The sequence below is a fragment of the Clostridium sp. CM039 genome (assembly GCF_055081075.1).
Window position 1 is genome coordinate 2,151,535 of sequence record NZ_CM143649.1, and the last position, 23,105, is coordinate 2,174,639.

Below are 23,105 nucleotides of genomic sequence, written 5' to 3' on the forward strand. Positions count from 1 at the left end.
CGCCTCCATCTTTATATCAAATTTTGATTCTTAAATTTTTCTACAAGTCTTTGTGGCGTTAACGGAGCAACATTAAACTGAACTCCTGTAGCATTTAGCACAGCATTTCTAATTGCAGGTGCAACGGGGATCGCAGGCGGTTCTCCTAGTGCCTTGTTACCAAAAGGCCCTGACACATCATATGTTTCCGCAAACTGTGCTTCCAGGTGTGGTGTATCCATCATAGTTGGAAATTTATAATCTAGTAAATTGTCATTAAGTAGTTTACCAGTCTTTTCATTAAACAATAGCTGCTCACTTAAACCATAACCGAGTCCCATGCTCATACCACCATGTACCTGGGCTTCTGCAAGTGCTGGATTAATAATTTTACCAGAATCATGTACATTAATAACTTTAATAACTTTAATTTTACCAACGGGAATATCAACTTCAACATCGACAAAACATACTCCAAAGGAAAACGTATTTGATTTACATTGGTTTGTTTCTTCAGCTGTTATATGAATTGATCTTTCTACATTGTAAAGCGCATGCATAGCAACTTCTTTAAGTGAAACTAAAACTTCACCAGTTTCCTTGTTTATAATATTATTATCTTTAAGATCAATGTTTCCTGATGGAACTTTTAACATGAAATTTGCGTGCTCAATTATTTTTTCTTTGAGCTTTATAGCAGTTTTTTTAGCAGCCATCCCTGATACATAAGACTGCCTCGATGCATAAGCGCCTGTGTCAAATGGTGTAATATCTGTATCTTGAGTTGATATCATATGGACATTTTCAATTGGAATAGTAAGAACCTCTGATACCATTTGACTAAATACCGTATCTGCCCCCTGACCTATCTCTGTCGCACCCATTTGAACTTGAACAGAACCATCTTGATTAAGCACAATCCTACAAGATGCTGTTTCGAGTGATATTGGATAAACACCTGTTGCATAACTAAATATTGCCATACCAACACCTTTTCTTACAGGCCCTGTTTGATTTTGGTATTCTTTAATTTTATTGTCCCAATCAATATATTTTCTACCTTTTTCGATACATTCGTAAAGACCATTACAATTGCATTTAACCTGATTATCAACAAAACCTACTTTCATAGCATTAAGTTTTCTTATTTCAATCCTGTCTAACCCAAGTTTTATTGCAATATCATCCATATGGGATTCAAGCGCAAAAGTGATTTGTGGTATCCCATAACCACGCATGGCACCAGATGGAGGCATATTCGTAAATACCGAATACATATCCCCTTTAGTTGCAACCGCATCTTGATATATCTGTTTAAATGCGTGGCCAGCTTTATTTGTTACACTATGTCCATGTGATGCATAAGCGCCTTTATTACCATATATTTCAACTTTTCTTGCAACAAATCGTCCATTTGATCTTAGATAACTTTTAATTTTGATTTTCATGGCAGTACGCACGCGGGTATTAGCAAAATCCTCTTCCCGGGTCAGATCAAGTTTGACACATCTACCACCGATAGCCTTACATAAATATGCATTAAGTGGTTCATAAAGAACATCTTGTTTATTCCCAAACCCACCCCCTATATATGGCTTAATAACTCTGATTTTACCCCAATCAACACCAAGTGCTTGACCAATTACACGTCTTGTAATATGAGGGATTTGAGTTGATGAAACAACAACAATTCTTTTTCCCTCTTCATATGCATAGGAAATTGGATTTTCAATCTGGCAATGTTTAACGGCCGGAGTTTCGTATTCCCCTTCAAAAACAATAAGTCCTTGTTCTTTTATCGCATTATCATAATTACCCATTTCATAACTTGTATGCGAAAGAATATTATCAGGGTAATCTTCATTGATTGCTTTTGCCCCTTCTTTTAAGGCAGCTTCTATGGACATTAATGGTTCATATTCATCGTATTTAACTTTTATAAGATTAATTGCTCTTGTTGCAATTACATTATCTTTAGCAACTACAGCTGCTATGTCATCACCATAATATCTAACTCTTTGATTAAGTAACTTTCGGTCTGCAATATCCGCATGACTCGGGTCAATTGAAAAAGGATGCCCAGCTGTTGGAAATTTAATATCAGGAACATCAAAACAAGTTACAATTTTTACAACCCCTGGAAGTTTCATCGCCTCTGTAGTATCAATAGCTTTAACAAGACCATTCGCAATTTTACTATGAAGAACTTTAGCAACTAGAGCATTATTTAATTGAAAATCATCTGTATATAGTGCCCGTCCAGTTACTTTATCAAAAGCATCAACCCTCTTAATACTTTTCCCAATACTCATTTTTTTCCCTCCTTATATAAATGCGTCCTTATTATATTCAATAACCTCTTATGATCTAATAATATTTTTTATTGTGAAACTGTTTTTGAATCTAAGTTAGCTTTCGATTCTTCTTTTAATACAAAATTAAGTAATAGAGCTGACACTGTACCTGCACTTATACCTGAAGAAAAGAAACTTTTAACTGCTGACGGCATACTATTTAAAAGGTCTGGCCTTACAGTAACTCCTAACCCTATTCCAATTGAAATCGCAAGTATAAGCATATTTCTGTTGTTAAGTTCTACACCTTTAATAGTCTTAATTCCCGCTGATACTATCATTCCAAACATTATAATACCGGCACCACCTAAAACCGGGCTTGGCATAATTGCAATAAGGGCACCAATTTTAGGAAATATACCTAGTCCCATTAAAATAATTCCAGCAACAGCAACTACAAATCTACTTGCAACTTTAGTAAGTGGTATAAGCCCAACATTCTGCGAAAATGATGTATTAGGCCCAGCATTAACAAATCCTGCTATAAGAGACCCAACACCATCGGCAAGTATACCTTTTGAAAGTTCTTCTGAAGTTACCTCTTTTCCCGCTGCTTCACCAACAGCCATAAGACATCCTACCGTCTCAACAGTTGTTACTAGATACGCTGTAATAAATGCAACAAATGCACTGAGCTTAAAGGCAACACCATATTTGAAAATTGTTGGAAATTCAATCCAGCTAGCATTTGCAATTGCTGAAAAATCAAGCATTCCTAATGGAAAACATATTGTGTATCCAAATACCAGACCAATTATAACTGATGCAGAAGAAATGAGTCCTTTACCGTATCTATTTAATAAAGCAATTACTAACATAACCGCAAACGCTATACATACATTCCTCACGCTTCCATAATCTTTAGATCCGACTCCACCAGCAGCCCAATCTATTGATACAGGTATTAAAGTTAAACCAATTAACATAACAACAGTTCCCGTTACAATTGGTGGAAAAAACTTCCTCAGTGGTTTAATAAAATAACTTAAAAAAATCTCAATGAAAGATCCCATTATTGTTGCACCAAACATTCCCGGCAACCCGAAAGCAGAACCTACTGCTATAGATGGTCCAACAAATGTAAAATCAGTTCCCATAACACATGGAAGTTTAGACCCTACAGGACCAATTCCTTTGGCTTGAATAAATGTAGCGATGCCCGCTGCAAATAATGCGGCACTTACTAAAAATGCAATGTCTTTCACTGGTAGTCCTAAAGCACCTCCAACTATTAGTGGAACTGCTACAATACCTCCGAACGCCGCCATAATGTGTTGAAAAGCAAGTATGATTGTAATGTGGATTGGTGGTTTGTCGTTTACCTTATACAAGATACCATCGTTGTTTCTAGGTGAATTTACTGTCCTCATAGAATATATCCCCCTTTTATAATTAAATTATAAATAAATTTACAATAATGGAGACTGTATTTGTACTCTAGACATTGTGATAATTCAAAATACTACAAAGGAATGAATAATATAATCCTACTTACTATATTTATTACGCCTTTTTTTAGGATGCATACAATAAATATAGTTACCTTTCGTATACGTTTTCTAGATTCATTTAGAATATTTATAAATAACTAACGCTCTGTTATTTTTTTGTAAAAATATTGTTTTTTTTCCTATTATACCCTTCGTCAAGATTACCATCTTGACAAATAAAAGTCAATGATTTACAAAACTTTTAACCCCTTAGCTATTTCTGCAGCCTTGGCAAATGGACAAGAAATGGAATTGTTGCATTCCAATATAATTAAGGGCTGTGGTGAATGTTTAAAGCTATGTACAAAAAATACTAAAATCTAAAAAAGCACTGTCAATATTAGAAACTCAATAATATTGGCAGTGCTTTTACTATTTTTAATTTAAAATATTAATATGATTTTAGTTACCCTACATAAATTTTACTTTTGAGGTAGCTCATTATTCCCTAACTTGCCCATCTCCATATATAAGATATTTTGTAGTTGTTAACTGCTCAAGCCCCATTGGGCCCCTAGCATGAAGTTTTTGATTGCTTATACCTATTTCTGCACCAAATCCAAATTCTGCGCCATCTGTAAATCTTGTAGAAGCATTTACATATACACAAGAGGCATCTACTTGCATTAAAAATCTCTGCGAATTTCTATAATTATTAGTTATTATAGCTTCTGAATGTTTTGTTCCGTATTTAAAAATATGGTCAATAGCTTCTTCCATTGACTCAACAACTTTAATTGAAACTATTAAATCCAAATACTCAGTATCCCAATCCGCGTCGATCGCAGCCTTCGCATCTTTAATAATTTCAATTCCTTTTTCACATATTCTAATTTCCACACCTAATCCATAAAGTCTTTGTGCAAGCCTTGGTAAAAACTCACTAGCAATATTTTCATGTACAAGTACTGTTTCTACTGCATTACATACTCCCGGTCTTTGAGTTTTAGCGTTAACTACTATTTCTTCCGCCATACCTAAATCAGCCTCTGAATCCACATATATATGACAAATACCTAGCCCTGTCTCGATTACTGGTACAGTAGCATTTGCTATAATGGCTTTTTTAAGTCCAGCGCCACCTCTAGGAATAATTACATCTACGTAATCATTAAGCTTTACTAACTTATTTACTAATTCTCTATCCACCATTTCAATAAGCTGAATACACCCTTCTGGTAGTCCTGCGAAAGTAGCAGCTTTTTTAATAACTTTAGCTAAAGCCATATTAGTATTTATAGCCTCTGAACCTCCTCTGAGTATTATTGAATTACCTGCCTTTAAGCATAAAGCTGCTGCATCTACAGTTACATTTGGCCTTGACTCATATATCATACCTATAACGCCCAATGGAACTCTTACCATGGAAATATCTAAATCATTTGGTCTTTTCCATCTTTTTATTCCGTCACCTATAGGATCAGGAAGTGATGCAACATTTTTAAGTCCCTCAGCCATATTTTCAATTCTCTGCTGATTAATCATTAATCTATCCAGCATTGCAACAGACAAATTATTTTTCTTACCTAATTCCATATCCTTAATATTTGCTTCAATTATAGCGTTTTCACTGTTTATTAAAGCTTTTGCCATATGTAAAAGTGCATTATTTTTCGCATTAGTGCTAGCAGTAACCATGATTCTAGACGCATCTTTAGCACGTCTGCCTATATTTATAATATAATCTTCAAAATTCAATTTTTCTCCTCCTTGGCGCTTTATAGCATAGATAACAGCTATGCTATTACAATGTGTAACCTATTCTATCTCTCGCTCATGGTTTTTGTATTTCTTTCGAATAATGTCCCTACTTCACGACCTTCTAAAATATCATTAATAATATTAGGTTCAGAGCCTTCTGCAATAATCATAGATGCATTTGCAGCTACTACAATTTCTGCTGCCTTAATCTTAGTTGCCATACCCCCAGTTCCAAGATTTGACCCTACACCTTCTGCAGATTCCTTAATTTCATCAGTAATCTCGGATACATTATAAATGATTTTCGCATCAGAATTTGTCCTAGGGTTTGAGTCATACAATCCATCAATATCGGAAAGTATTATCAATAAATCCGCACCTATTAGACTTGTTACCATTGCAGATAATGTGTCATTGTCTCCAAACATTATTTCATCAACGATTACAGCATCATTTTCATTTACTACAGGTATAACCCCCTGAGATAGTAACGTCAAAAACGTATTATGGGCATTTAGATATCTTGTATTATCTACGATATCCTCTTTTGTTAAAAGAATCTGTGCTATAGTCTTTCCATACTCTGAAAAAAACTTTTCATACATGTGAATTAAAATGCCTTGACCTACAGCGGCCGCTGCCTGCTTTTCTGGTATTGTTTCCGGCCTCACCGTAAACCCTAATTTCCCCATGCCTGCTCCTATCGCTCCAGAGGTGACTAGTACAACCTGAATTCCTTGATTATGAATATCTGCCAATTGTCTTATAAGATTTTCAATACGTTTAAAATTTAATAATCCTGTAGAGTGGGTTAATGTTGAAGTTCCTACCTTTACCACAATTTTTGTTACACCTTTTAAATATTCTTTTCTACTGTTCATATAACCACTCCCCATCTCATTCTAATATTTAATTTAATTTTCTGTTTTTATAAATTTACCATACTTTTTAAAATTTTAAAAGATATTTTATACATAATACTAATTTAATTTTACACCATATAAATTACCAGGGTTAATTAATTTATAAAATTTTGATTTTTAGGATGAGGTTATTTAAGTAGAGTTTTGTATCATAGTGAATTTAATGATATAATTAATCTATTGTCATTAGCCATCTAAAAAATAGACTATCATGCTTACTAGTTATTTTTTTAAGATGCCTTAGTTAATGACTAAATAAAAAATGTAAAGTAGGAAGATTAAAATGAGAAATGCAAAATTAGAAAGAGCAATAGTTAGAATAGATAATGAGATTTCCGCTATGAACATAGCTAAGAAATACTTATCAAATTTAGATGAAATTAAAAATGTACAACACACTTTAAATAATAAAAGACAGCTACTTGCGGACGAATTGTATGTTGAAGACAAAAAATGTTATGAAAAGTGTTGTGACGTTATAGACGACATGCTAGATAAAGAGCTAGGAAAAGAAGACCAAATAGAATTACTTGAAATGATTAGGGAAAATTTTGGAAGACAATCCCCGAACGTAAGCAAGAAAAGTAGTGGCCTTAATGCCTGGTTAAAAGAACTTTGCATTGAATACCATTGGATTAAAAATGAAGAAACTGATTGGGATATGGTTGTTATTACCGGATTTGGGTTATATGAATAATTACCAAATTTTAGATTACAACTAAGTCCCTAATTATAATTAACCGCCATGTTGAGTCAACATGGTGGTAATTGATTTATAATAAAAAACTGCTTATAAAATAAGCAGTTTTTTATATTTTCTTTATTTACCTACCACTGGAACCCTTTTAGCATCGTCTTTCTTCATTTTCTTATTATTATCACCTTTAGGCTGAGCTTGCGGTCTACTCATTCCTTTTTTCGCCATAATTTTTCCTCCTTAAATTTATTTTAATATGCCTCATTACCTTATTATCTTTTACATATTATTTTGTTTAATACTAATACATTTTATTATTTATTCTTTCCTCTAATTTTATCATTAATCTGTATGACTTCCTCTTCATTTAAACTTGTTAAGTTTAAAATTTCAATCATGCCCTTGCCTTCTTCAAGCAAATTTTTTATATTTTCAACTTCCTCTTCATGCTGACCTTTTGGCAATTTTGTTTTTTTCATAGACTTTTATTTACCTCCTCTAAACTTTAATAAAATATTGTAATATCTTATTTTTACCTAGAAGATAACTTTTATTCTAAAACTATTAAATATGAATATAAAATGTGAATACATTATAATCCATATTTAATAATATGTAGACTATATTCTATATATTTTATAGTATTAATAATCTCATATTTGTAAAATATATTAACATATTATTAAAAAGGGAGGTCTTTTAATATGCGTGAAGGATTAATTCCAACTATGTTAGGTGCAGTTGTTACTACGGCTGGAGCATCATTTTCAAAAAACAGTATGAATAAAAAAAATATGCTTCCTATGATTGAAGCAGGTGTTATTGGCTTCGGGCTTGCTCACATTGTGTTAGGAGCAATTGATTTGGTTGAACACAGACGATAACTTACTTTGTTACATTTGTCTAAATATTAAAAAGTCTTTCTAATTTCAAAAAAAATAATTTAGAATAAACAAAAAAGCTGATTAGAAATTTCAATTTCTAATCAGCTTTTTTATAGTATCTAATCTCTAAATTCCCCATAAAATCTTTTTACAATATTTACTAATCAATGTTATAATAGTATTAGTATAATAATTTCATTATAGAAATGTTAGTATATCTAATAATTGAGGAGTTGTTTATATGATTTTAATTAAAAATGCCAATATACACAGTATGGCAAATAAGGATTTTGAAAATGGAATGATTTTAATCGATCATGGTAAAATTATTGCTATTGCAAATGACGTAAATCCACCCCGTAACGCAGAAATTATCGATGTTAAAAATAAGTTTGTTATGCCAGGAATGATTGATGCACACTGCCATCTTGGAATGTGGGAAGACGGAATGGGCTTTGAAGGTGCTGATGGTAATGAGGCTGTTGACCCAGTTACCCCTCATTTAAGAGCAATCGACGCTATTAATCCTATGGATATATGTTTCAAAGATGCAATCGACGCTGGAATAACAACCGTTGCAACTGGTCCAGGTAGCGCCAATGTAATTGGTGGACAGTTTACGGTTATTAAAACCTATGGAAATAGAATTGATGATATGATTGTAAATGAGTGTCTTGCTATGAAAGTCGCCTTTGGTGAAAATCCTGATAAAACGCCTGAATTTGACATGAAAATGGAAGCTTTAGCAAAGGTCATAAAAAAAGAAATACCTCTAAAAGCTCATGCTCATAGAGCTGATGATATCCTTACTGCTCTTCGAATTGCAAAGGAATTTAATATAGATATAACCCTTGATCATTGCACAGAAGGCCACTTAATTATAGATTATTTAAAAGAAGGCATTCAAAAGGGTGTAATATTAGGTCCCTCGCTTTCTAATAGATCAAAAGTAGAACTTAAAAATCTAACTTTTAAAACGCCTGGAATTTTATCAAAAGCGGGTATAAAAGTAGCCATAATGACAGACCATCCTGTTATCCCACTTCAATATCTCCCAGTATGTGCTGGCATTGCATCAAGAGAGGGTATGGATGAAGAAGAGGCCCTTAAGGCAATAACTATAAATGCTGCAGAAATACTTGGCATAGATGGCATTGTTGGAAGCTTGGAAATTGGAAAGGATGCCGATATTGTTATATATAGTGGACATCCCTTTGATTTAAGAAGTAAAGTAGCATTGGTAATGGTCAATGGTGAAATTGTAAAAAATGAAATTTCAAAGGAATTTTAAAGGAATTTTAAAGGCTGTCAACATAATATTTATGTTAACAGCCTTTATTTTGTAATGAGATTCAAAAGAAATTTTATATATTAATGTTGCTTTTTAATTCTACCTTTTTTGATGCAATCAAGAAAATTACCATTGCTGCAATTGCTCCTATAATCCCGATCGTGTATGAAATATTTTGTGAAAGTTTAAACCCCTCTGGGGCAATTAAGATGTAAGAAGTACATACGGCTGTCATAAATGTAGCCGGCACCGTTGCCATCCAGTGTTTTTTACCCATACTAACCATATACATACCCGCTGTCCATAATACTATAGTAGCTAAAGTTTGATTAGACCATCCAAAGTATCTCCATATTATTGCAAAATCCATCTTAGTTAATATAAATCCTACCACAAATAGTGGAATACTAATTACAAATCTGTTTTTAATAGGACCTTGACTAAATTTAAATGCATCAGCCAAAGTTAATCTTGCACTTCTAAACGCTGTATCACCAGAAGTTATAGGACATGCTACAACCCCGAGTATAGCCAAGATTCCACCAACTTTTCCAAGCAAACTAATTGAAGATTCGTTTACTACCCACGCTGCTGTATGACCACTAATCGCCATAGTAGCATTTAACTGATCTACTCCTCCAAAAAAACTCATTGCTGCCGCTGCCCAAATTAATGCAACTATACCTTCCACGATCATTGAACCATAAAATATCTTTTTACCTTGTTTTTCACTACTTATACACCTTGCCATTAAAGGCGATTGAGTTGCATGGAACCCCGAAATAGCACCACAAGCAATAGTTATGAATAACATAGGAAATATTGGATTTTTATCTGAATTTGAATGCATATTAACCAAATTTGATAGTGTCACTTCTGGAATATGGTACCTACCAAAGATTAAAGCAAAAGCAATACCAACTGCCATAATCAACAAGCAAAATCCAAATATAGGATATATTTTTCCAATAAGCTTATCTATTGGAACCATTGTTGCCAGTAAATAATATGCGAATATTATATAAACTAATAGTTGAAAATTCATACCTGTTAAATCTTTTAATATACCTGCTGGTCCAGTTACGAAAACTACTCCTACTAGTATTAAAACTATTACCGAAAACACTCTCATAAAGTTTTGAAATCCTTTACCAAGATATTTTCCTACAACTTCAGGAATACTTGCACCATCATGTCTTGCTGATAGCATACCTGAAAAGTAATCATGAACTCCACCTGCAAAGATGCATCCAAAGACAATCCACAAAAATGCAACTGGACCCCACATTGCACCTGCAATTGCTCCAAATATAGGTCCTAATCCTGCAATGTTAAGAAATTGAATTAAGAAAATCTTCCATCCAGGCATTTCAACAAAATCTACACCATCCGCTAGCCTTACAGCGGGTGTTTTAATTGACTCGTCTGCTCCAAAAGCTTTTTCTACAATTGTGCCGTAAATAAAATAACCTGCTATAAGCGCTATAATTGCTAAAATAAATGATACCATTTGAACTCCCCCTAATTATTTATCAACTAAATTATAATGTATTTTTAAGAACTGAATACGCTTTCATACATGAAACGACAAAAAAAGCACATAAAGTGCTTTTATATACCCATTGTTTGTAAATTTGCAATATATGGTCTATATTTTATAAAAAGTCCGTTAATATACTATTTTGTAACAATCATCTTTATTTTCATATGCCTTAAATCATCTCCTGCGGAGCTGCAACAGCATCTGCCCCAAAGGCCTTTTCTACAATTGTACCATAAATAAAATAACCTACTATAAGGGCGATAATTGCTAAAATAAACGATACCATTTTAACTCCTCCTCAATATTTATAATTACATTTCAATTTATTAACATAATTATATTATATTTACATAATTATAATATATTATTAAGAATTAAATACAGTTTTATACATGAAAAAACAAAAAAAGCGCATGGAGTACTTTTATATGCCCATTAGTTGTTTAAACTCAATTATATTATTTCTACTTACCGGTATATGTACTTCTTCACCTTGCAGTTTTAACATAAAGGTATTGTTAAACCATGGAATTATTTCAGTTATTTTATCAGTATTTATAATATATGATCTATGACCTCTAAAAAAGAATTCTTCTGGAAGCTTTTTATAGAACTCAGAAATGCTACAATTTATATTGTATTGCATTCCTTTAATATAAATTAATGTTTCTCTTTCTCTTGCTTCACAATAAGAAATATCAATCATACTCCTCACCATCATTTTATTATCTTTCCAAAGTGTTATTTTATTATTTATACTTTTTTTATCGAAAAATTTCTCAATATTTTTTAATGTACTAACTATACGCTCTTCTGAATACGGCTTTAATATATAATCATAAGCCTGAATTTCAAATGCATCTACAGCATAATCTTTATGAGCCGTAATAAAAATAATAAGGTAATGTTTCGGGAAGTGATTAATAATTTTACCTAATGCCATTCCATCTAATTTAGGCATATTGATATCCAAAAAAATAATATCCGGTTTGTTTTGCTCAATAAACTCTAATGCCTTAATAGAATCATCAAATTCATCCATTATTTTTATACTACTGAAATTATTTATGAAGTACTTTAGCTCCTCTCTTGAAGGATATTCATCATCAACAATAATACAATTCATATCGTCACTCCCTTATTTCCCTCACATTGAAATTGATTCTAGTACCACTCGTACGTCTTTCTATCCTTAATCCTTCACCATAAATATACTTTAATCTATTATGAACATTTGACATGCCTATTTTATTTTCTTCCATTTTACCTTCATAGACTTTTTCTATAATCTCTTTTGAAATTCCAACTCCATCATCTTCAATTACTATTGTAATGTCACCAGCCGCAATTTTTTTAATTTCAATTGTCACGCTGCCGTATCCTTTCCCCTCTAAAATACCATGTTTAATAGAATTTTCAACTATTGGTTGAATGATCAGATTTGGAATCTTGACATCTAAATCGTCTTCAATATCATAAATTACATGAAGTTTTTCTCCAAACCTTGCTTTTTCTATCTCTATATATGCTTTAACCTGCTCTAGTTCACGGTAAATATCTACGAGATTTTCTCCTGTTTCTAAATTATATCTCAAGTAAGTGGATAAATTTATAATTAACTCTCTTGCACGGTTAGGATCAAGTCTAATAAATGAAATTATAGTATTTAGTGCATTAAATAAAAAATGAGGGTTTATTTGAGCTTGTAACGCCTTTATTTCAGCCTTATTTGCCATATTCTTTAGCTCTCCTAATTTACTAATTTCTAATTGAGTAGAAATTAGTTGGGATAATCCTACGGCTAAGTTTATATTTCTAAAGGAAATTGCATCCTCGCTGCAATAATATATTTTTAATGTTCCTATCATTTCGTCTCCTTCCTTCAAAGGAGCAATGATTGCGGATTTCAAATTGCACTTAACATTAGGACAATCTATCTGTTTTGCATTAGTTAAAGAAAGTAAGTTTCCCTCTCTAATAACTTTTTTTGTAGCTTCTGTTACAATCCGTTTTCCTCTTATATGATGATCAGCTCCTACACCTACATGAGCTAATATATACTCCTTATTTGTTATAGATACTGCATCTGAATGAATTGAATCTTTTATTATTCCACATATCTCTTCAAATGAATTTTCTTGCATTTTTCTAAAATATGGCAATGTTTTATTAGCTATTTCCAAAGCTATTTGTGCTTGTTTTGCTGCGATTTCTTCCTTTTCCTTATGTATTTTTTGAATTATTAATATTAAGATTGTGATTCCTATGGCATTTGTAAAGCTCATAGGTAAATATATACTTTCCACAATTGTTAAGGCCCTACTAAAAGGATGTGCCATCACAAGTATTAAAATCATTTCTAACGTTTCAATTAGAATCCCACCAATTAGCCCATACAACCACTTGTTATTTTCATTTGATTTTTTATATATTATACTTGCAACTATTCCTGAAATTATAGTTACGATTGTACAAGGTATTGATGTAACCCCTCCTACATCTACTAGTAGCCTGTGGATTCCAGCTATAACCCCTGCAAGTATTCCTACAAAAGGACCACATAATATTCCCCCTGCCATTACTCCAATAATTCTAGTGTTAGCAATCGCTCCATTAAACTCTGTTCCCGTGTGGGTCCCTAAAATTCCAAATGTTCCAAAAATTATTGAGAGCATAATTAGATCTTTTTTTTTGAACTCATCTTTTTGAACGATCCTCTTAAAGCTCCCTATCCTAGAAACGAAAAAAGCAATAAGAATCACATACCCTAAATTATTAGTAAGATTTCTTAACAATTCGATCATACATATTAACTCCATTTCACCCAATATATCTAAAAATAACTAGCCTAGTCTATTTTTCACACATGATTAAAGAAGGCTTTATAAATAGTATATACAACATTCTATAATATATAAAGATATATTATCTATGCTATAATTACTATAAGGTTATTTTTAATTAATACGAAATGTTGAAATACTTTAAATAGCCTTTATACATTATTCTATTAATTGTAAATATACACCTAGGTGATAACTACAGGAGGGTCTCTAATGCGAATGATTTTTTTTGATACAGAAACTACTGGCATAAGGCCAGGTAATATATGTCAACTAAGTTATATCCTTGTTGATACTAATTATAAACCAACAAAAACAATAGGTAAAAATATCTTCTTTACAGTAGATTATATAGAGCCATCTGCGCAAGATGTGCATGGTTTCAGTGTAGAGGCTTTATTTAAACTAAGCAATGGCAAAACTTTTGAAGATTCTCACGAAGATTTTATTGATGACTTTTTAACCGCAGACATTCTTATAGGACACAATGTTAATTTTGATATAAAATTTTTAACTCATGAACTTGAAAGTTGTGGGCATAAGCTAAATCTTAGCCATACTTTTTGTACAATGAAATATTATAAAGATATATGCAAACTTCTTACTTCAAGAGGTGGATATAAAAACCCAAAATTATCAGAAACTATTAAATTTCTTAAGTTAAATGAGACTCATATAAATTTAAAAAGCAATGAATATTTTGGAGATACTTCAAATTTTCACGATGCTAGATTTGATACTACTGCAACCTATTTGCTAGTTACAGAAGGTATTAAGAAAGGCTTTATCCCTAAACATTATTTTTCAAAGCTTGTTGAATAATTTATAATGAAAAGATAGAATAATCGTACATTATTCTATCTTTTCAAAGAGTTTTTCAAATCCACTCCACATCTCCATATTAACTTTTTTAAGATTTACAACTCTAAATTTTTCATTAACAAAAGCATGAGTTGTACTGCCTTTAGCTAAGATTTTCCCGTCATTTTCTCTAATAACATTATAATTGAATATTACCTTAGCCCCATTTAGCTCTTTCATGAATGTTTGAATTATAATTATATCTTCATATTTTGCACCTTCTATGTACCTACAAGAGCTCTCTACCACTGGTAACATAATATTATTTTCTTCCACCTGTTTATAGGTCATGCCTATTTCTGTTATATACTCCGTTCTACCTACTTCAAACCAAGAGTAATAATTTGAATGATGCACAATCGCCATTTGATCCGTCTCTACATACCTTACTTTTAATTTCGTTTCATTGATATACATTTTCATTTCTCCAGTCTTCATTCGTATTAAACCCTAAACATTATTAGAATTCATATATTATACCATCGCAAAATATCCTTTTAATAACCTTATTATATACATATATTTGAATTGTATCACCCTTTTTCAAGTATAACTCTACAGGCAAATTAAGATCACATACAAAATTTCCTGATTTTATTTTTAGTTTTGTCCTGTGAATATGGTTTCTTCCCGCCAAATCTGCAATGTCTGCCCCTAATAGCAACCCCTGTCCTGAGGTCATGCTATCAATTTGTATTCTTGGATAATCAATAATCTTTGCAACCATAGGAATATCATTTCCTATTTTTTCATTACTAACATATACTGTATCCTCATTCATAATTATTGAATCATTTTCAATTATAACATTATTAATATCCACCAAGAAATATGCATTGATTTCTTCATTTGGGATGCTTTTATAATGAAATTTTTCTTCACAACGTAATATTCTAAGATATACCAATTTCAACAATTCTTCATAGGTATTATCTTTAAATTTTCCAAATTCTTTTCTCATTACATTATCTATGCTTTTGCTTAATCTTGGTTCATTAATTTTCCCTAAAATGTTTTTACAGCCCAAAAAGCTAGCTAACTCCAATTTTATTTTGCTTTTATTAAAATCCTTCTCTTCCAACTTAATATCTGTGTTAGCAACCATAAATACACTTGTATATTGTGGATATGCAGCTTGAATAAACCCTAAATATTTCCTATTTCTATCGTATACATTAAAAGGCATATTACGTCACTTCCTCCTAAATTATTTTTAAATCATATAAAAAATATTCCATATTAATATTACACCTCTATTTAAAATTGTTAAATACAAATTTCACAAAATATTATTTTACTTAATTACTTAAAAAGGTAAAAATATCTCTACTATTTATAGTAACTTCCTCATGCAAATATTTTTATGATTATTAGGTTATATTATTATATAACCCTAATATAAAAGGAGGTAATACTTATGGACAATAATAAAAGTCACATGAAAACTGATAAAAAAACTAACGCCGAACTGAGAAAAATGTTCCCCCAAAGCGGTGGTGATATAGGAATTGAAAATGGCGTGAAAATTGATGCAAATAATGACAAATTGACTAAACGCTCTAAATTATCTCATAACAAATAATATTTTTATCGCTAGAAAAACTCCAGAATGTTTCTGGAGTTTTTTAGTTTGTAGTTTCCACTTCACTACCTTATGCACTTTTACAATTTCCTAGAAAATAAAAAAAGCCCTATAAAACCAAAGTTTTATAGGGCTTTGCACTTATTTATACTATCTTCTAAAAGATGAATTATCATTTTGTTGTTTTCTTGCTCTTCTGCAATCAACACATCTTTGTGGTTCATTTTCAAATCCTTTTTCTTTGTAGAAAGCTTGTTCGCCCTCAGTGAATACGAATTCTTTCCCACAATCTTTACAAATTAAGTTTTTGTCTTCCATTTTAAATATTCCTCCTTTTATTTGGAAATTAAAATCTAAATTTGATTAACAATAATTTCCTTAAAAGAGGATATGCTGTTTATCATATTAGATTCTCTAGATAGCAATTATTAATTACTATTATATACTTATATTAACATATTATGAATGCATGTACAATATTTTTTTACTTTTTTATACAATCATTTTTTTATATCATTATAAAATCATACCATAGTGAAATAATATTTATCTCTATCCTTTAAATCATCTCCTGGGTAGCTGCACAGCTTTGAAGAACTCCAGAAGGATATTTATAATCCCACTGAAGTTTTATTTTTGCTAGGGTAGTTACCTCCCGCTTATAGAAGTAGTAGACTTTCCTTCTGAAATGTGGTTAAAATGCAAAATTACCACTCTTAAATATAGGTATTTCTTTTCCATCTGCTGTAATACCTATTATTTGCAAATCTCCTGTGCCAACCATAAAATCTTCATGCACAAAGGAATCATTGACCCCTAGTTTTGCAAGTTCCTCACTACTTAAATTTTCACCATTTTTTATGCATACTGGATATGCTTTCCCAATAGCCAAATGGCAAGATGCATTTTCGTCAAAAAGTGTATTATAAAATAGTATATTTGAATTTGATATTGGAGAATCATATGGTACTAAAGCCACTTCACCAAGATAATAAGATCCTTCATCGGTTTCAATAATGCTCTTTAAAATATCATAACCATTTTTTGCTTTGAAATCTACAATTCTTCCCTGCTTAAAAGTAAGTGAAAATTCTTCAATTAGATTTCCATTATAGTTTAAAGGTTTTGAGCTTACTACTATTCCATTAACTCCAGTTTTTTTAGGAAGTGTAAATACCTCTTCAGTAGGCATATTAGCTATAAACTCTATGCCCTCTGGGGTATAATCTGATCCTCCAAGCCATAAATGATTTTCTGGAAGCTCAATTTTAAGATCAGTACCCAATGAATTTTTATATTGCAAATATTTAAAGTTATTCAAATTTAAAAAGTCCATACTTTTTTTTAGATTGCTTTTGTGAGTTTCCCATGAAGCAACAGGATCCTCTGTATCAACCCTTACTGTTTTAAATATAGAGTTCCAAAGTTTTTCCATTGCCTTATCCTCTGATAATTCTGGAAAAACTTTTTTTGCCCAGGATAAAGTTGGAATTGATGCAACACACCATACATTTTTATTACTCATAAGCCTATCTCTGTATTCTTTTATTGCAGTACTAGCTGCTTTATGTGCTTTTGACAATCTCTGCGGATTAACATCCTTCATAAGTTCAGGATCAGAGGCTGAAATACTTAAGAAAGCTGCGCCCATTCGTGCATTAGATAAGTAAAAATCTCTCTGCCATTCCGGATATTCTTCAAAAACCTCTTCTGGCGCATGCATGAATTTAATTTTTGAGGATAATTCATCCCTCCAATTTATAATTACTTCCCTAGCACCCTCTATATAAGCACTTCGAGAAACAATTCTAGTAAAAGACGCGCACTCTATAGGCGAGTTGATTACAAGTGTTTGATTCTTTTGAATATTAATTCCTGTTTTTACCAATAAAAGAGCATATTTTTCTAATAATTCATTATTCATAATTTATTTTTAGCGAGTAAGTGTACAACAAGTACTCAAATTCACTAAATACTCACTTCCTTCCAATATCTCGTGTAGCCTTCTGCACGGATTGATTTTGCTTACTTTATTTATAATTTATTATTAGTACATCCAAGAAAATTATACCATAAAAAACAGCGTATGAAATCTAATGTTTAGTTTCATCTATCTGCTTTTCTATTTACTTCAATGATAATAATCTTTATAACCGCTATACTAGTAATATTATTATATAAAGATAATTATGAGAACTAAATCAAAACAATTATCTCAAAATAATCATATCTGACTTTTACTTAAATATAATTTATTTAAAAACATGAATTTTTATGATTTTGGTTATACTACATTTAAACCGATAATTATTTTACTAATAAGGAGGATTTTTCATGAAATCAAAAATTGTACTATTAACATCAGCTCTATTAACTGTGTTGTTTGTAGGATGTGCTAAGCAACCTGCACCCCCAAAACAAACAACACCGCCAGAAACAACCCCAAATGTAGTAACTACAGCTTCAATAGTAAATACTACAGCTACTTTTGAAAAGGCTATAAGTAGCAAGGGGACATGGATTATTGCAATAACAAAGGATTTAGCTATTGATAAAGATCTTGTAGTTGATGGTGAGTATAAAAACGGTAAAAAAGATGATAGTGGCAAAGATATTATACAACGTAAGATAGCTCTATACAGCCAAGATGAGAATAAAAACATAACTGCTAGATTCACTTTAACTGTTCCAAAATTAACTATCAATAGTGTTAACGGCAGTATAGAACATGGGACTTTCAAAGGTGATCTTTATGTTTCTGCAAATAACTTTCAGTTAAAAGATGCTACCGTTGACGGAAATATATATTTTACTACTGATGAATCTAAATCTACATTCAAAATGGATGCCAAAAGTAAATTGACAGGAAAAACGGAATTAAAAAAATAGTATAGTATCACAAATATTAAACCATTAAAAAATCGCATTTTTTAATGGTTTAATTTTATTTTGAAATTTTGTAATCATGTAGTTCTCTTTAACTACTTACAATTACTTATATATAAAACAATAAAGATTCTTTAGAAGTATGTTTTAAATTAGAAAAGGTAGTAACATAAAATGTTATTTTACATAATAATATATTGTGTATAACTTTTATAAGGAGATTTTTATGAAAAATTATTCAATGGACTGTAAAAACATGAAAGAAATGAATCCTACGATGCCTATGAATCAAATGAATCCTATGATGTCAATGATGCCTATGAATCAAATGAATCCTATGATGTCAATGATGCCTATGAATCAGACACCAATGGATCCTATGATGCAGAACTGTATGATGCATATGATGCATATGATGTGTATGATGTGTATGATGCATATGCACCATATGATGCCTATGCCGGACAAAGACAATGTAAAAAAATAATTTTCTACTTAGATTCGAGCAAAATCATATGATTAGGCTAAGTCACATAAATAATCTAAGTGACTTAGTTTTTTGTTCTTCCATGCTTATTTTGCCATAATTTCCTTTCCAAATTCTTGTGAAACGCGCCCCTTATTCTCGCTGTATATCATATACTTTAAAGACATATCACATGGTTCCATTTCTAATCACTTTACTTTCTATATTAAGCTTTATTGGCTCTTTAATTCTACTGTTTATTCTACTATGCTATACTCATACTAACTAAGTATAATAAGGAGTGTATAAAATGAATGAACAACAAAAGATGCTAAATGGTGAAATATATAATGCCTATGATAAAGATTTAGTACTCTTAAGAAATAAAGCTAGGCATCTTACAAAACTATATAATAATACAGATCCCGAGGAAACAATCGAGCGAATAAATATTATTAAAAAACTACTTGGAGAAATAGGCGGGAATTTTGAAATAGAACCTCCCTTTCATTGTGATTATGGCACTAATATTGAAATTGGAGAAAATTTCTATGCGAATTTTAATTTTTTGGTTTTAGATGATGGACTTGTAAAAATTGGACATGATGTATTGTGTGCTCCTAATGTAAGCATATTTACTGCAACTCATTTAATTGATCCCAAATTAAGGCCCAAAAATGCTGATTATACAAAAGCTGTAACTATAGGTAATAATGTATGGATTGGTGGTGGCTCTATAATAAATCCCGGTGTAACTATTGGGGATAATAGCGTAATAGGTTCTGGTAGCGTGGTTACAAAAAATATTCCAGCTAATGTTATCGCTGTTGGAAATCCTTGTAGAATAATAAAAAATATTGATTAATTAATAAAAGTACCTAATATAGTACTAACAACTGTTGTATCAACATTTCATCTTTAAATTGAAATCCGATAATGAAATAAATTACAAGTAATATTAAAAATGCTCGATATTCAAAAAACTACTGAAATATATATTTCAGTAGTTCACTATCTGGCTTTTGCCAATTTTTTTATTCACATTCTTTTGTAACCTAAGTTCAACTTCTTCTTATCTAAACCGTAATTGCATATATTTTACACCCAATTGTGCAAACACTTCCACTTATAGTAGTTACTCCCACTTATAGAAGTGTGAGACTTTCCTTCTGAAATGTCGTTAAAAGTTTTTAGAAACGTAATTTATCATTAACATCCCCTATTTTAAAATTGCTAATACACCACCCTATGATAATTTATTATCCCGATTGGATAATCCCTCAGAATAATTGTTAGATTACTTTACTAAAAAAGCAAACTCACCCTCCACATTATCCTTTAATAAATTTGCGTTGATTTCTACTTGAACTCCTATTTTTCCGGCACTTACAATTATGGTATCTATTTCGAGAGCACTTTTATCAATAAATGTTTTATACTGTTTCTTCATACCTATAGGGGAACACCCCCCTCTAACATATCCTGTAACCTTTTGAAGATCCTTTAAATCTAACATTTCTATTCTTTTCTCGTTAGTTACTTTAGCTACTTTCTTAAAGTCTATTTCTTCTCTAACTGGAATTAATATAATATAAATATTTTTAGAAATTCCATGTGTCACTAAAGTTTTATAGACATACTTTTCATCTCTACCTATCTTATTTGCCACAGACACTCCATCTATTTTATCATCTTTGATATCATAAGTTATAACATTGTATTCTACATTCCCTTTATCTAAAATTCGCATAGCATTTGTTTTTATCATCATCTTCCCCTTTATTTAAATGGATTTACAATAAAAAGTTAGTTTCAAAGCTTCCTTTATTATATCCTCTTTTCTTACCTTATGCACTATTTACCTAATCACCATAGTATATATTGGACTTTCTTCCAATTATTAACTATAAATGCCCCTTTGCTATTGAATTTTTTACCAGTTGCTATATAATGATATTAACAAAGTAAATTAACTTAGATCGTCTACATTAAAGGGGGAAAAAACATGTCGGAAAAAGTAAAAAGTACTAAACATTTAACATTAGTATCATTAGTTTTAATGATTTTTACTTCGGTTTATGGATTTAACAACATTCCCAGATCATTCTATAAAATGGGTTATGCTGCCATTCCTTGGTACATACTGTCTGGAATAACATTTTTTATTCCTTTTGCTTTCATGCTATCTGAGTTTGGTGCAGCTTTCAAGGATGAAAAAGGTGGAATCTACTCATGGATGGAAAAATCAGTGGGGGCTAAATTTGCGTTTATGGCAACGTTCATGTGGTATGCATCTTATGTAATTTGGATGGTTAACGTTGCCTCAGGAGTTTGGGTTCCAATATCAAATGCAATATTTGGAAAAGACACAACACAGACTTGGGCCTTATTTGGATTAACCGGCCCTAAAACTTTAGGAATACTTGGAATGCTTTGGATAATATTTGTTACATTTATATCAACTAAGGGATTAGATAAAATTAAAAAGGTAACATCACTAGGTGGCACTGCAGTTGCATTGTTAAACGTAGTATTATTAGTCGGATCTCTACTAGTCCTTATAGGAAATCATGGCCAGTTAGCTCAGCCAATAACTGGACTTAGTTCATTCATATCCTCGCCAGATCCTGCTTATTCTGGAAATATGATTTCATCATTTGCTTTCGTAGTATTTGCTATATTTGCTTATGGTGGTATTGAAGTTGTTGGAGGACTAGTTGACGAAACAGAAAATGCTGAAAAAAACTTCCCTAAGGGTGTTGTTATTTCAGCAATTATTATCTCAGTTGGATACGCACTTGGACTATTCCTTGTTGGTATATTTACTAACTGGTCAACTGTTATGACTGGAAATGGCGTTCACTTAGGTAATGTTGGTTATGTAGTAATGAGTAACCTAGGGTATTCTCTTGGTAGTGCATTCGGTGCAAGCGAAGCAACATGTTTAGCTTTGGCGCATGGAGTAGCTAGATTCGTTGGGCTTTCAATGTTCTTAGCTTTAGCCGGTGCATTCTTTACATTAATGTTTTCTCCATTAAAGCAATTAATTGAAGGTACTCCAGCTAAATTATGGCCTGGGAAAATGGCAGAAATGAAAAATGGAATGCCTCAAAGGGCTATGTGGATTCAAGCTACAATAGTTTGTGTTATTATTGCTCTTGTATCCTTTGGTGGAGAGAATATGTCAGGTTTTTTCGTTGTGTTAGTAGCTATGACTAATGTAGCTATGACTCTTCCATACATGTTTATAGCTTTTGCTTTTACACCATTTAAGAAAAACAAAGATATTATTAAGCCTTTTGAAATATTCAAAACTGAAAGAAGTGCACTAATATGGACAATAGTTGTTATGTTCACTGTTGGATTTGCAAACTTCTTCTCAATAATACAACCAGCACTGGAAGGAAAATTGATCATAACGCTTCAGAGTATAGGTGGCCCAGTATTCTTTGGGGCTGTTGCCTGGTTTATGTATAGCCACTATGAAAAGAAATATTTAAATAAAAATATACCCTTTGTAAATAAAAATTTTAAATAAGTCTATGCTGAATCAAAAAGATGATTTCTGTGTTGTGCACAGAAATCATTTTTTTACTTTTCACATT

General features: G+C 31.5%; 23 protein-coding genes. 10 read left to right on the forward strand and 13 right to left on the reverse strand.

Annotated features, from left to right (window positions below):
* Nucleotides 1–11: 11 nt before the first annotated feature.
* Both xdhA and ACWJJ2_RS10110 read right to left on the reverse strand, forming a co-directional pair.
* Nucleotides 12–2,291 carry a xanthine dehydrogenase subunit XdhA gene (gene xdhA / locus ACWJJ2_RS10105; protein ID WP_462953220.1) on the reverse strand — a complete coding sequence of 760 codons (2,280 nt, stop codon included), beginning with the start codon at nt 2,289–2,291 and terminating at the stop codon, nt 12–14.
* Nucleotides 2,292–2,359: 68 nt separating this feature from the next.
* Nucleotides 2,360–3,703 (reverse strand): nucleobase:cation symporter-2 family protein, encoded by a 1,344-nt coding sequence (locus ACWJJ2_RS10110; RefSeq protein ID WP_462953221.1) that lies wholly within the window; start codon nt 3,701–3,703, stop codon nt 2,360–2,362.
* Between the two features lie 306 nt (nt 3,704–4,009).
* On the opposite strand from ACWJJ2_RS10110, the gene ACWJJ2_RS10115 reads away from it, so the two are divergent.
* Nucleotides 4,010–4,147 (forward strand): hypothetical protein, encoded by a 138-nt coding sequence (locus ACWJJ2_RS10115; RefSeq protein ID WP_216304246.1) that lies wholly within the window; start codon nt 4,010–4,012, stop codon nt 4,145–4,147.
* Between the two features lie 117 nt (nt 4,148–4,264).
* Here the strand turns inward: ACWJJ2_RS10115 and ACWJJ2_RS10120 are convergent, their stop codons facing one another.
* Nucleotides 4,265–5,521, reverse strand: a complete 1,257-nt coding sequence (locus tag ACWJJ2_RS10120) for a glutamate-5-semialdehyde dehydrogenase (RefSeq protein WP_462952579.1) — start codon at nt 5,519–5,521, stop codon at nt 4,265–4,267.
* A gap of 65 nt (nt 5,522–5,586) precedes the next feature.
* Entirely contained in the window at nt 5,587–6,405 is an 819-nt protein-coding gene (proB, locus tag ACWJJ2_RS10125; RefSeq protein ID WP_216304244.1) for a glutamate 5-kinase, read from the reverse strand.
* A 325-nt stretch (nt 6,406–6,730) separates the two neighbouring features.
* On the opposite strand from proB, the gene ACWJJ2_RS10130 reads away from it, so the two are divergent.
* On the forward strand, nt 6,731–7,144 hold the full coding sequence (locus ACWJJ2_RS10130) for a hypothetical protein (RefSeq protein WP_165412644.1): 414 nt from the start codon (nt 6,731–6,733) through the stop codon (nt 7,142–7,144).
* A gap of 314 nt (nt 7,145–7,458) precedes the next feature.
* Here the strand turns inward: ACWJJ2_RS10130 and ACWJJ2_RS10135 are convergent, their stop codons facing one another.
* A complete protein-coding gene (locus tag ACWJJ2_RS10135; protein WP_165412643.1) occupies nt 7,459–7,623 on the reverse strand; it encodes a hypothetical protein in 165 nt (54 codons plus the stop codon).
* Nucleotides 7,624–7,848: 225 nt separating this feature from the next.
* Between ACWJJ2_RS10135 and ACWJJ2_RS10140 the strand changes: the two genes are divergently transcribed.
* Both ACWJJ2_RS10140 and ACWJJ2_RS10145 read left to right on the forward strand, forming a co-directional pair.
* Complete coding sequence (locus tag ACWJJ2_RS10140; RefSeq protein WP_216304641.1) at nt 7,849–8,028, forward strand: asparagine synthase; 180 nt, start codon at nt 7,849–7,851, stop codon at nt 8,026–8,028.
* Between the two features lie 241 nt (nt 8,029–8,269).
* A complete protein-coding gene (locus ACWJJ2_RS10145; protein ID WP_462953222.1) occupies nt 8,270–9,319 on the forward strand; it encodes an amidohydrolase in 1,050 nt (349 codons plus the stop codon).
* A gap of 73 nt (nt 9,320–9,392) precedes the next feature.
* On the opposite strand, the gene ACWJJ2_RS10150 is transcribed toward ACWJJ2_RS10145, so the two are convergent.
* From ACWJJ2_RS10150 to ACWJJ2_RS10160, 3 genes are all read right to left on the reverse strand, one after another.
* Complete coding sequence (locus ACWJJ2_RS10150) at nt 9,393–10,829, reverse strand: carbon starvation CstA family protein (RefSeq protein ID WP_216303174.1); 1,437 nt, start codon at nt 10,827–10,829, stop codon at nt 9,393–9,395.
* A gap of 457 nt (nt 10,830–11,286) precedes the next feature.
* Nucleotides 11,287–11,988 (reverse strand): LytR/AlgR family response regulator transcription factor, encoded by a 702-nt coding sequence (locus ACWJJ2_RS10155; protein WP_216303175.1) that lies wholly within the window; start codon nt 11,986–11,988, stop codon nt 11,287–11,289.
* 4 nt (nt 11,989–11,992) lie between these two features.
* A complete protein-coding gene (locus ACWJJ2_RS10160) occupies nt 11,993–13,666 on the reverse strand; it encodes a LytS/YhcK type 5TM receptor domain-containing protein (protein WP_462953223.1) in 1,674 nt (557 codons plus the stop codon).
* Nucleotides 13,667–13,918: 252 nt separating this feature from the next.
* Here ACWJJ2_RS10160 and ACWJJ2_RS10165 point away from each other — a divergent pair, with 252 nt between their 5' ends.
* Nucleotides 13,919–14,527 carry a 3'-5' exonuclease gene (locus ACWJJ2_RS10165; protein ID WP_216303177.1) on the forward strand — a complete coding sequence of 203 codons (609 nt, stop codon included), beginning with the start codon at nt 13,919–13,921 and terminating at the stop codon, nt 14,525–14,527.
* Between the two features lie 30 nt (nt 14,528–14,557).
* On the opposite strand, the gene ACWJJ2_RS10170 is transcribed toward ACWJJ2_RS10165, so the two are convergent.
* Nucleotides 14,558–14,983 carry an acyl-CoA thioesterase gene (locus ACWJJ2_RS10170; RefSeq protein WP_216303178.1) on the reverse strand — a complete coding sequence of 142 codons (426 nt, stop codon included), beginning with the start codon at nt 14,981–14,983 and terminating at the stop codon, nt 14,558–14,560.
* Between the two features lie 43 nt (nt 14,984–15,026).
* Nucleotides 15,027–15,752 (reverse strand): hypothetical protein, encoded by a 726-nt coding sequence (locus ACWJJ2_RS10175; RefSeq protein WP_216303179.1) that lies wholly within the window; start codon nt 15,750–15,752, stop codon nt 15,027–15,029.
* Nucleotides 15,753–15,983: 231 nt separating this feature from the next.
* On the opposite strand from ACWJJ2_RS10175, the gene ACWJJ2_RS10180 reads away from it, so the two are divergent.
* The gene (locus ACWJJ2_RS10180) at nt 15,984–16,148 is read left to right on the forward strand and encodes a hypothetical protein (protein ID WP_165412633.1); all 165 of its coding nucleotides are present in this window, start codon (nt 15,984–15,986) and stop codon (nt 16,146–16,148) included.
* A 150-nt stretch (nt 16,149–16,298) separates the two neighbouring features.
* On the opposite strand, the gene ACWJJ2_RS10185 is transcribed toward ACWJJ2_RS10180, so the two are convergent.
* Both ACWJJ2_RS10185 and ACWJJ2_RS10190 read right to left on the reverse strand, forming a co-directional pair.
* Nucleotides 16,299–16,466 carry a zinc-ribbon domain-containing protein gene (locus tag ACWJJ2_RS10185; protein WP_165412632.1) on the reverse strand — a complete coding sequence of 56 codons (168 nt, stop codon included), beginning with the start codon at nt 16,464–16,466 and terminating at the stop codon, nt 16,299–16,301.
* 376 nt (nt 16,467–16,842) lie between these two features.
* Nucleotides 16,843–18,072, reverse strand: coding sequence for an aminopeptidase (locus tag ACWJJ2_RS10190; RefSeq protein WP_187351415.1), 1,230 nt, complete (start codon nt 18,070–18,072; stop codon nt 16,843–16,845).
* A 410-nt stretch (nt 18,073–18,482) separates the two neighbouring features.
* On the opposite strand from ACWJJ2_RS10190, the gene ACWJJ2_RS10195 reads away from it, so the two are divergent.
* The 3 genes from ACWJJ2_RS10195 (at nt 18,483) to ACWJJ2_RS10205 (ending at nt 20,365) form a co-directional block, all read left to right on the forward strand.
* Nucleotides 18,483–19,037 (forward strand): hypothetical protein, encoded by a 555-nt coding sequence (locus tag ACWJJ2_RS10195; RefSeq protein ID WP_216303180.1) that lies wholly within the window; start codon nt 18,483–18,485, stop codon nt 19,035–19,037.
* A gap of 223 nt (nt 19,038–19,260) precedes the next feature.
* Nucleotides 19,261–19,521 (forward strand): hypothetical protein, encoded by a 261-nt coding sequence (locus ACWJJ2_RS10200; RefSeq protein ID WP_462953224.1) that lies wholly within the window; start codon nt 19,261–19,263, stop codon nt 19,519–19,521.
* Between the two features lie 289 nt (nt 19,522–19,810).
* Nucleotides 19,811–20,365, forward strand: a complete 555-nt coding sequence (locus ACWJJ2_RS10205) for a sugar O-acetyltransferase (RefSeq protein ID WP_220286748.1) — start codon at nt 19,811–19,813, stop codon at nt 20,363–20,365.
* A gap of 432 nt (nt 20,366–20,797) precedes the next feature.
* Here ACWJJ2_RS10205 and ybaK read toward each other — a convergent pair whose 3' ends face one another.
* The gene (gene ybaK / locus ACWJJ2_RS10210) at nt 20,798–21,268 is read right to left on the reverse strand and encodes a Cys-tRNA(Pro) deacylase (protein ID WP_216303183.1); all 471 of its coding nucleotides are present in this window, start codon (nt 21,266–21,268) and stop codon (nt 20,798–20,800) included.
* A 237-nt stretch (nt 21,269–21,505) separates the two neighbouring features.
* Here ybaK and yjeM point away from each other — a divergent pair, with 237 nt between their 5' ends.
* The gene (yjeM, locus tag ACWJJ2_RS10215) at nt 21,506–23,038 is read left to right on the forward strand and encodes a glutamate/gamma-aminobutyrate family transporter YjeM (RefSeq protein WP_216303184.1); all 1,533 of its coding nucleotides are present in this window, start codon (nt 21,506–21,508) and stop codon (nt 23,036–23,038) included.
* The last annotated feature ends 67 nt before the right edge of the window (nt 23,039–23,105 follow it).

Coding starts and splice junctions, on each gene's coding strand:
- xdhA (WP_462953220.1), bottom strand. CDS start 2,291: ATGAGTATTGGGAAAAGTATTAAGAGGGTTGATGCTTTTGATAAAGTA.
- ACWJJ2_RS10110 (WP_462953221.1), bottom strand. CDS start 3,703: ATGAGGACAGTAAATTCACCTAGAAACAACGATGGTATCTTGTATAAG.
- ACWJJ2_RS10115 (WP_216304246.1), top strand. CDS start 4,010: ATGATTTACAAAACTTTTAACCCCTTAGCTATTTCTGCAGCCTTGGCA.
- proB (WP_216304244.1), bottom strand. CDS start 6,405: ATGAACAGTAGAAAAGAATATTTAAAAGGTGTAACAAAAATTGTGGTA.
- ACWJJ2_RS10130 (WP_165412644.1), top strand. CDS start 6,731: ATGAGAAATGCAAAATTAGAAAGAGCAATAGTTAGAATAGATAATGAG.
- ACWJJ2_RS10135 (WP_165412643.1), bottom strand. CDS start 7,623: ATGAAAAAAACAAAATTGCCAAAAGGTCAGCATGAAGAGGAAGTTGAA.
- ACWJJ2_RS10140 (WP_216304641.1), top strand. CDS start 7,849: ATGCGTGAAGGATTAATTCCAACTATGTTAGGTGCAGTTGTTACTACG.
- ACWJJ2_RS10145 (WP_462953222.1), top strand. CDS start 8,270: ATGATTTTAATTAAAAATGCCAATATACACAGTATGGCAAATAAGGAT.
- ACWJJ2_RS10150 (WP_216303174.1), bottom strand. CDS start 10,829: ATGGTATCATTTATTTTAGCAATTATAGCGCTTATAGCAGGTTATTTT.
- ACWJJ2_RS10155 (WP_216303175.1), bottom strand. CDS start 11,988: ATGAATTGTATTATTGTTGATGATGAATATCCTTCAAGAGAGGAGCTA.
- ACWJJ2_RS10160 (WP_462953223.1), bottom strand. CDS start 13,666: ATGATCGAATTGTTAAGAAATCTTACTAATAATTTAGGGTATGTGATT.
- ACWJJ2_RS10165 (WP_216303177.1), top strand. CDS start 13,919: ATGCGAATGATTTTTTTTGATACAGAAACTACTGGCATAAGGCCAGGT.
- ACWJJ2_RS10170 (WP_216303178.1), bottom strand. CDS start 14,983: ATGTATATCAATGAAACGAAATTAAAAGTAAGGTATGTAGAGACGGAT.
- ACWJJ2_RS10175 (WP_216303179.1), bottom strand. CDS start 15,752: ATGCCTTTTAATGTATACGATAGAAATAGGAAATATTTAGGGTTTATT.
- ACWJJ2_RS10180 (WP_165412633.1), top strand. CDS start 15,984: ATGGACAATAATAAAAGTCACATGAAAACTGATAAAAAAACTAACGCC.
- ACWJJ2_RS10185 (WP_165412632.1), bottom strand. CDS start 16,466: ATGGAAGACAAAAACTTAATTTGTAAAGATTGTGGGAAAGAATTCGTA.
- ACWJJ2_RS10190 (WP_187351415.1), bottom strand. CDS start 18,072: ATGAATAATGAATTATTAGAAAAATATGCTCTTTTATTGGTAAAAACA.
- ACWJJ2_RS10195 (WP_216303180.1), top strand. CDS start 18,483: ATGAAATCAAAAATTGTACTATTAACATCAGCTCTATTAACTGTGTTG.
- ACWJJ2_RS10200 (WP_462953224.1), top strand. CDS start 19,261: ATGAAAAATTATTCAATGGACTGTAAAAACATGAAAGAAATGAATCCT.
- ACWJJ2_RS10205 (WP_220286748.1), top strand. CDS start 19,811: ATGAATGAACAACAAAAGATGCTAAATGGTGAAATATATAATGCCTAT.
- ybaK (WP_216303183.1), bottom strand. CDS start 21,268: ATGATAAAAACAAATGCTATGCGAATTTTAGATAAAGGGAATGTAGAA.
- yjeM (WP_216303184.1), top strand. CDS start 21,506: ATGTCGGAAAAAGTAAAAAGTACTAAACATTTAACATTAGTATCATTA.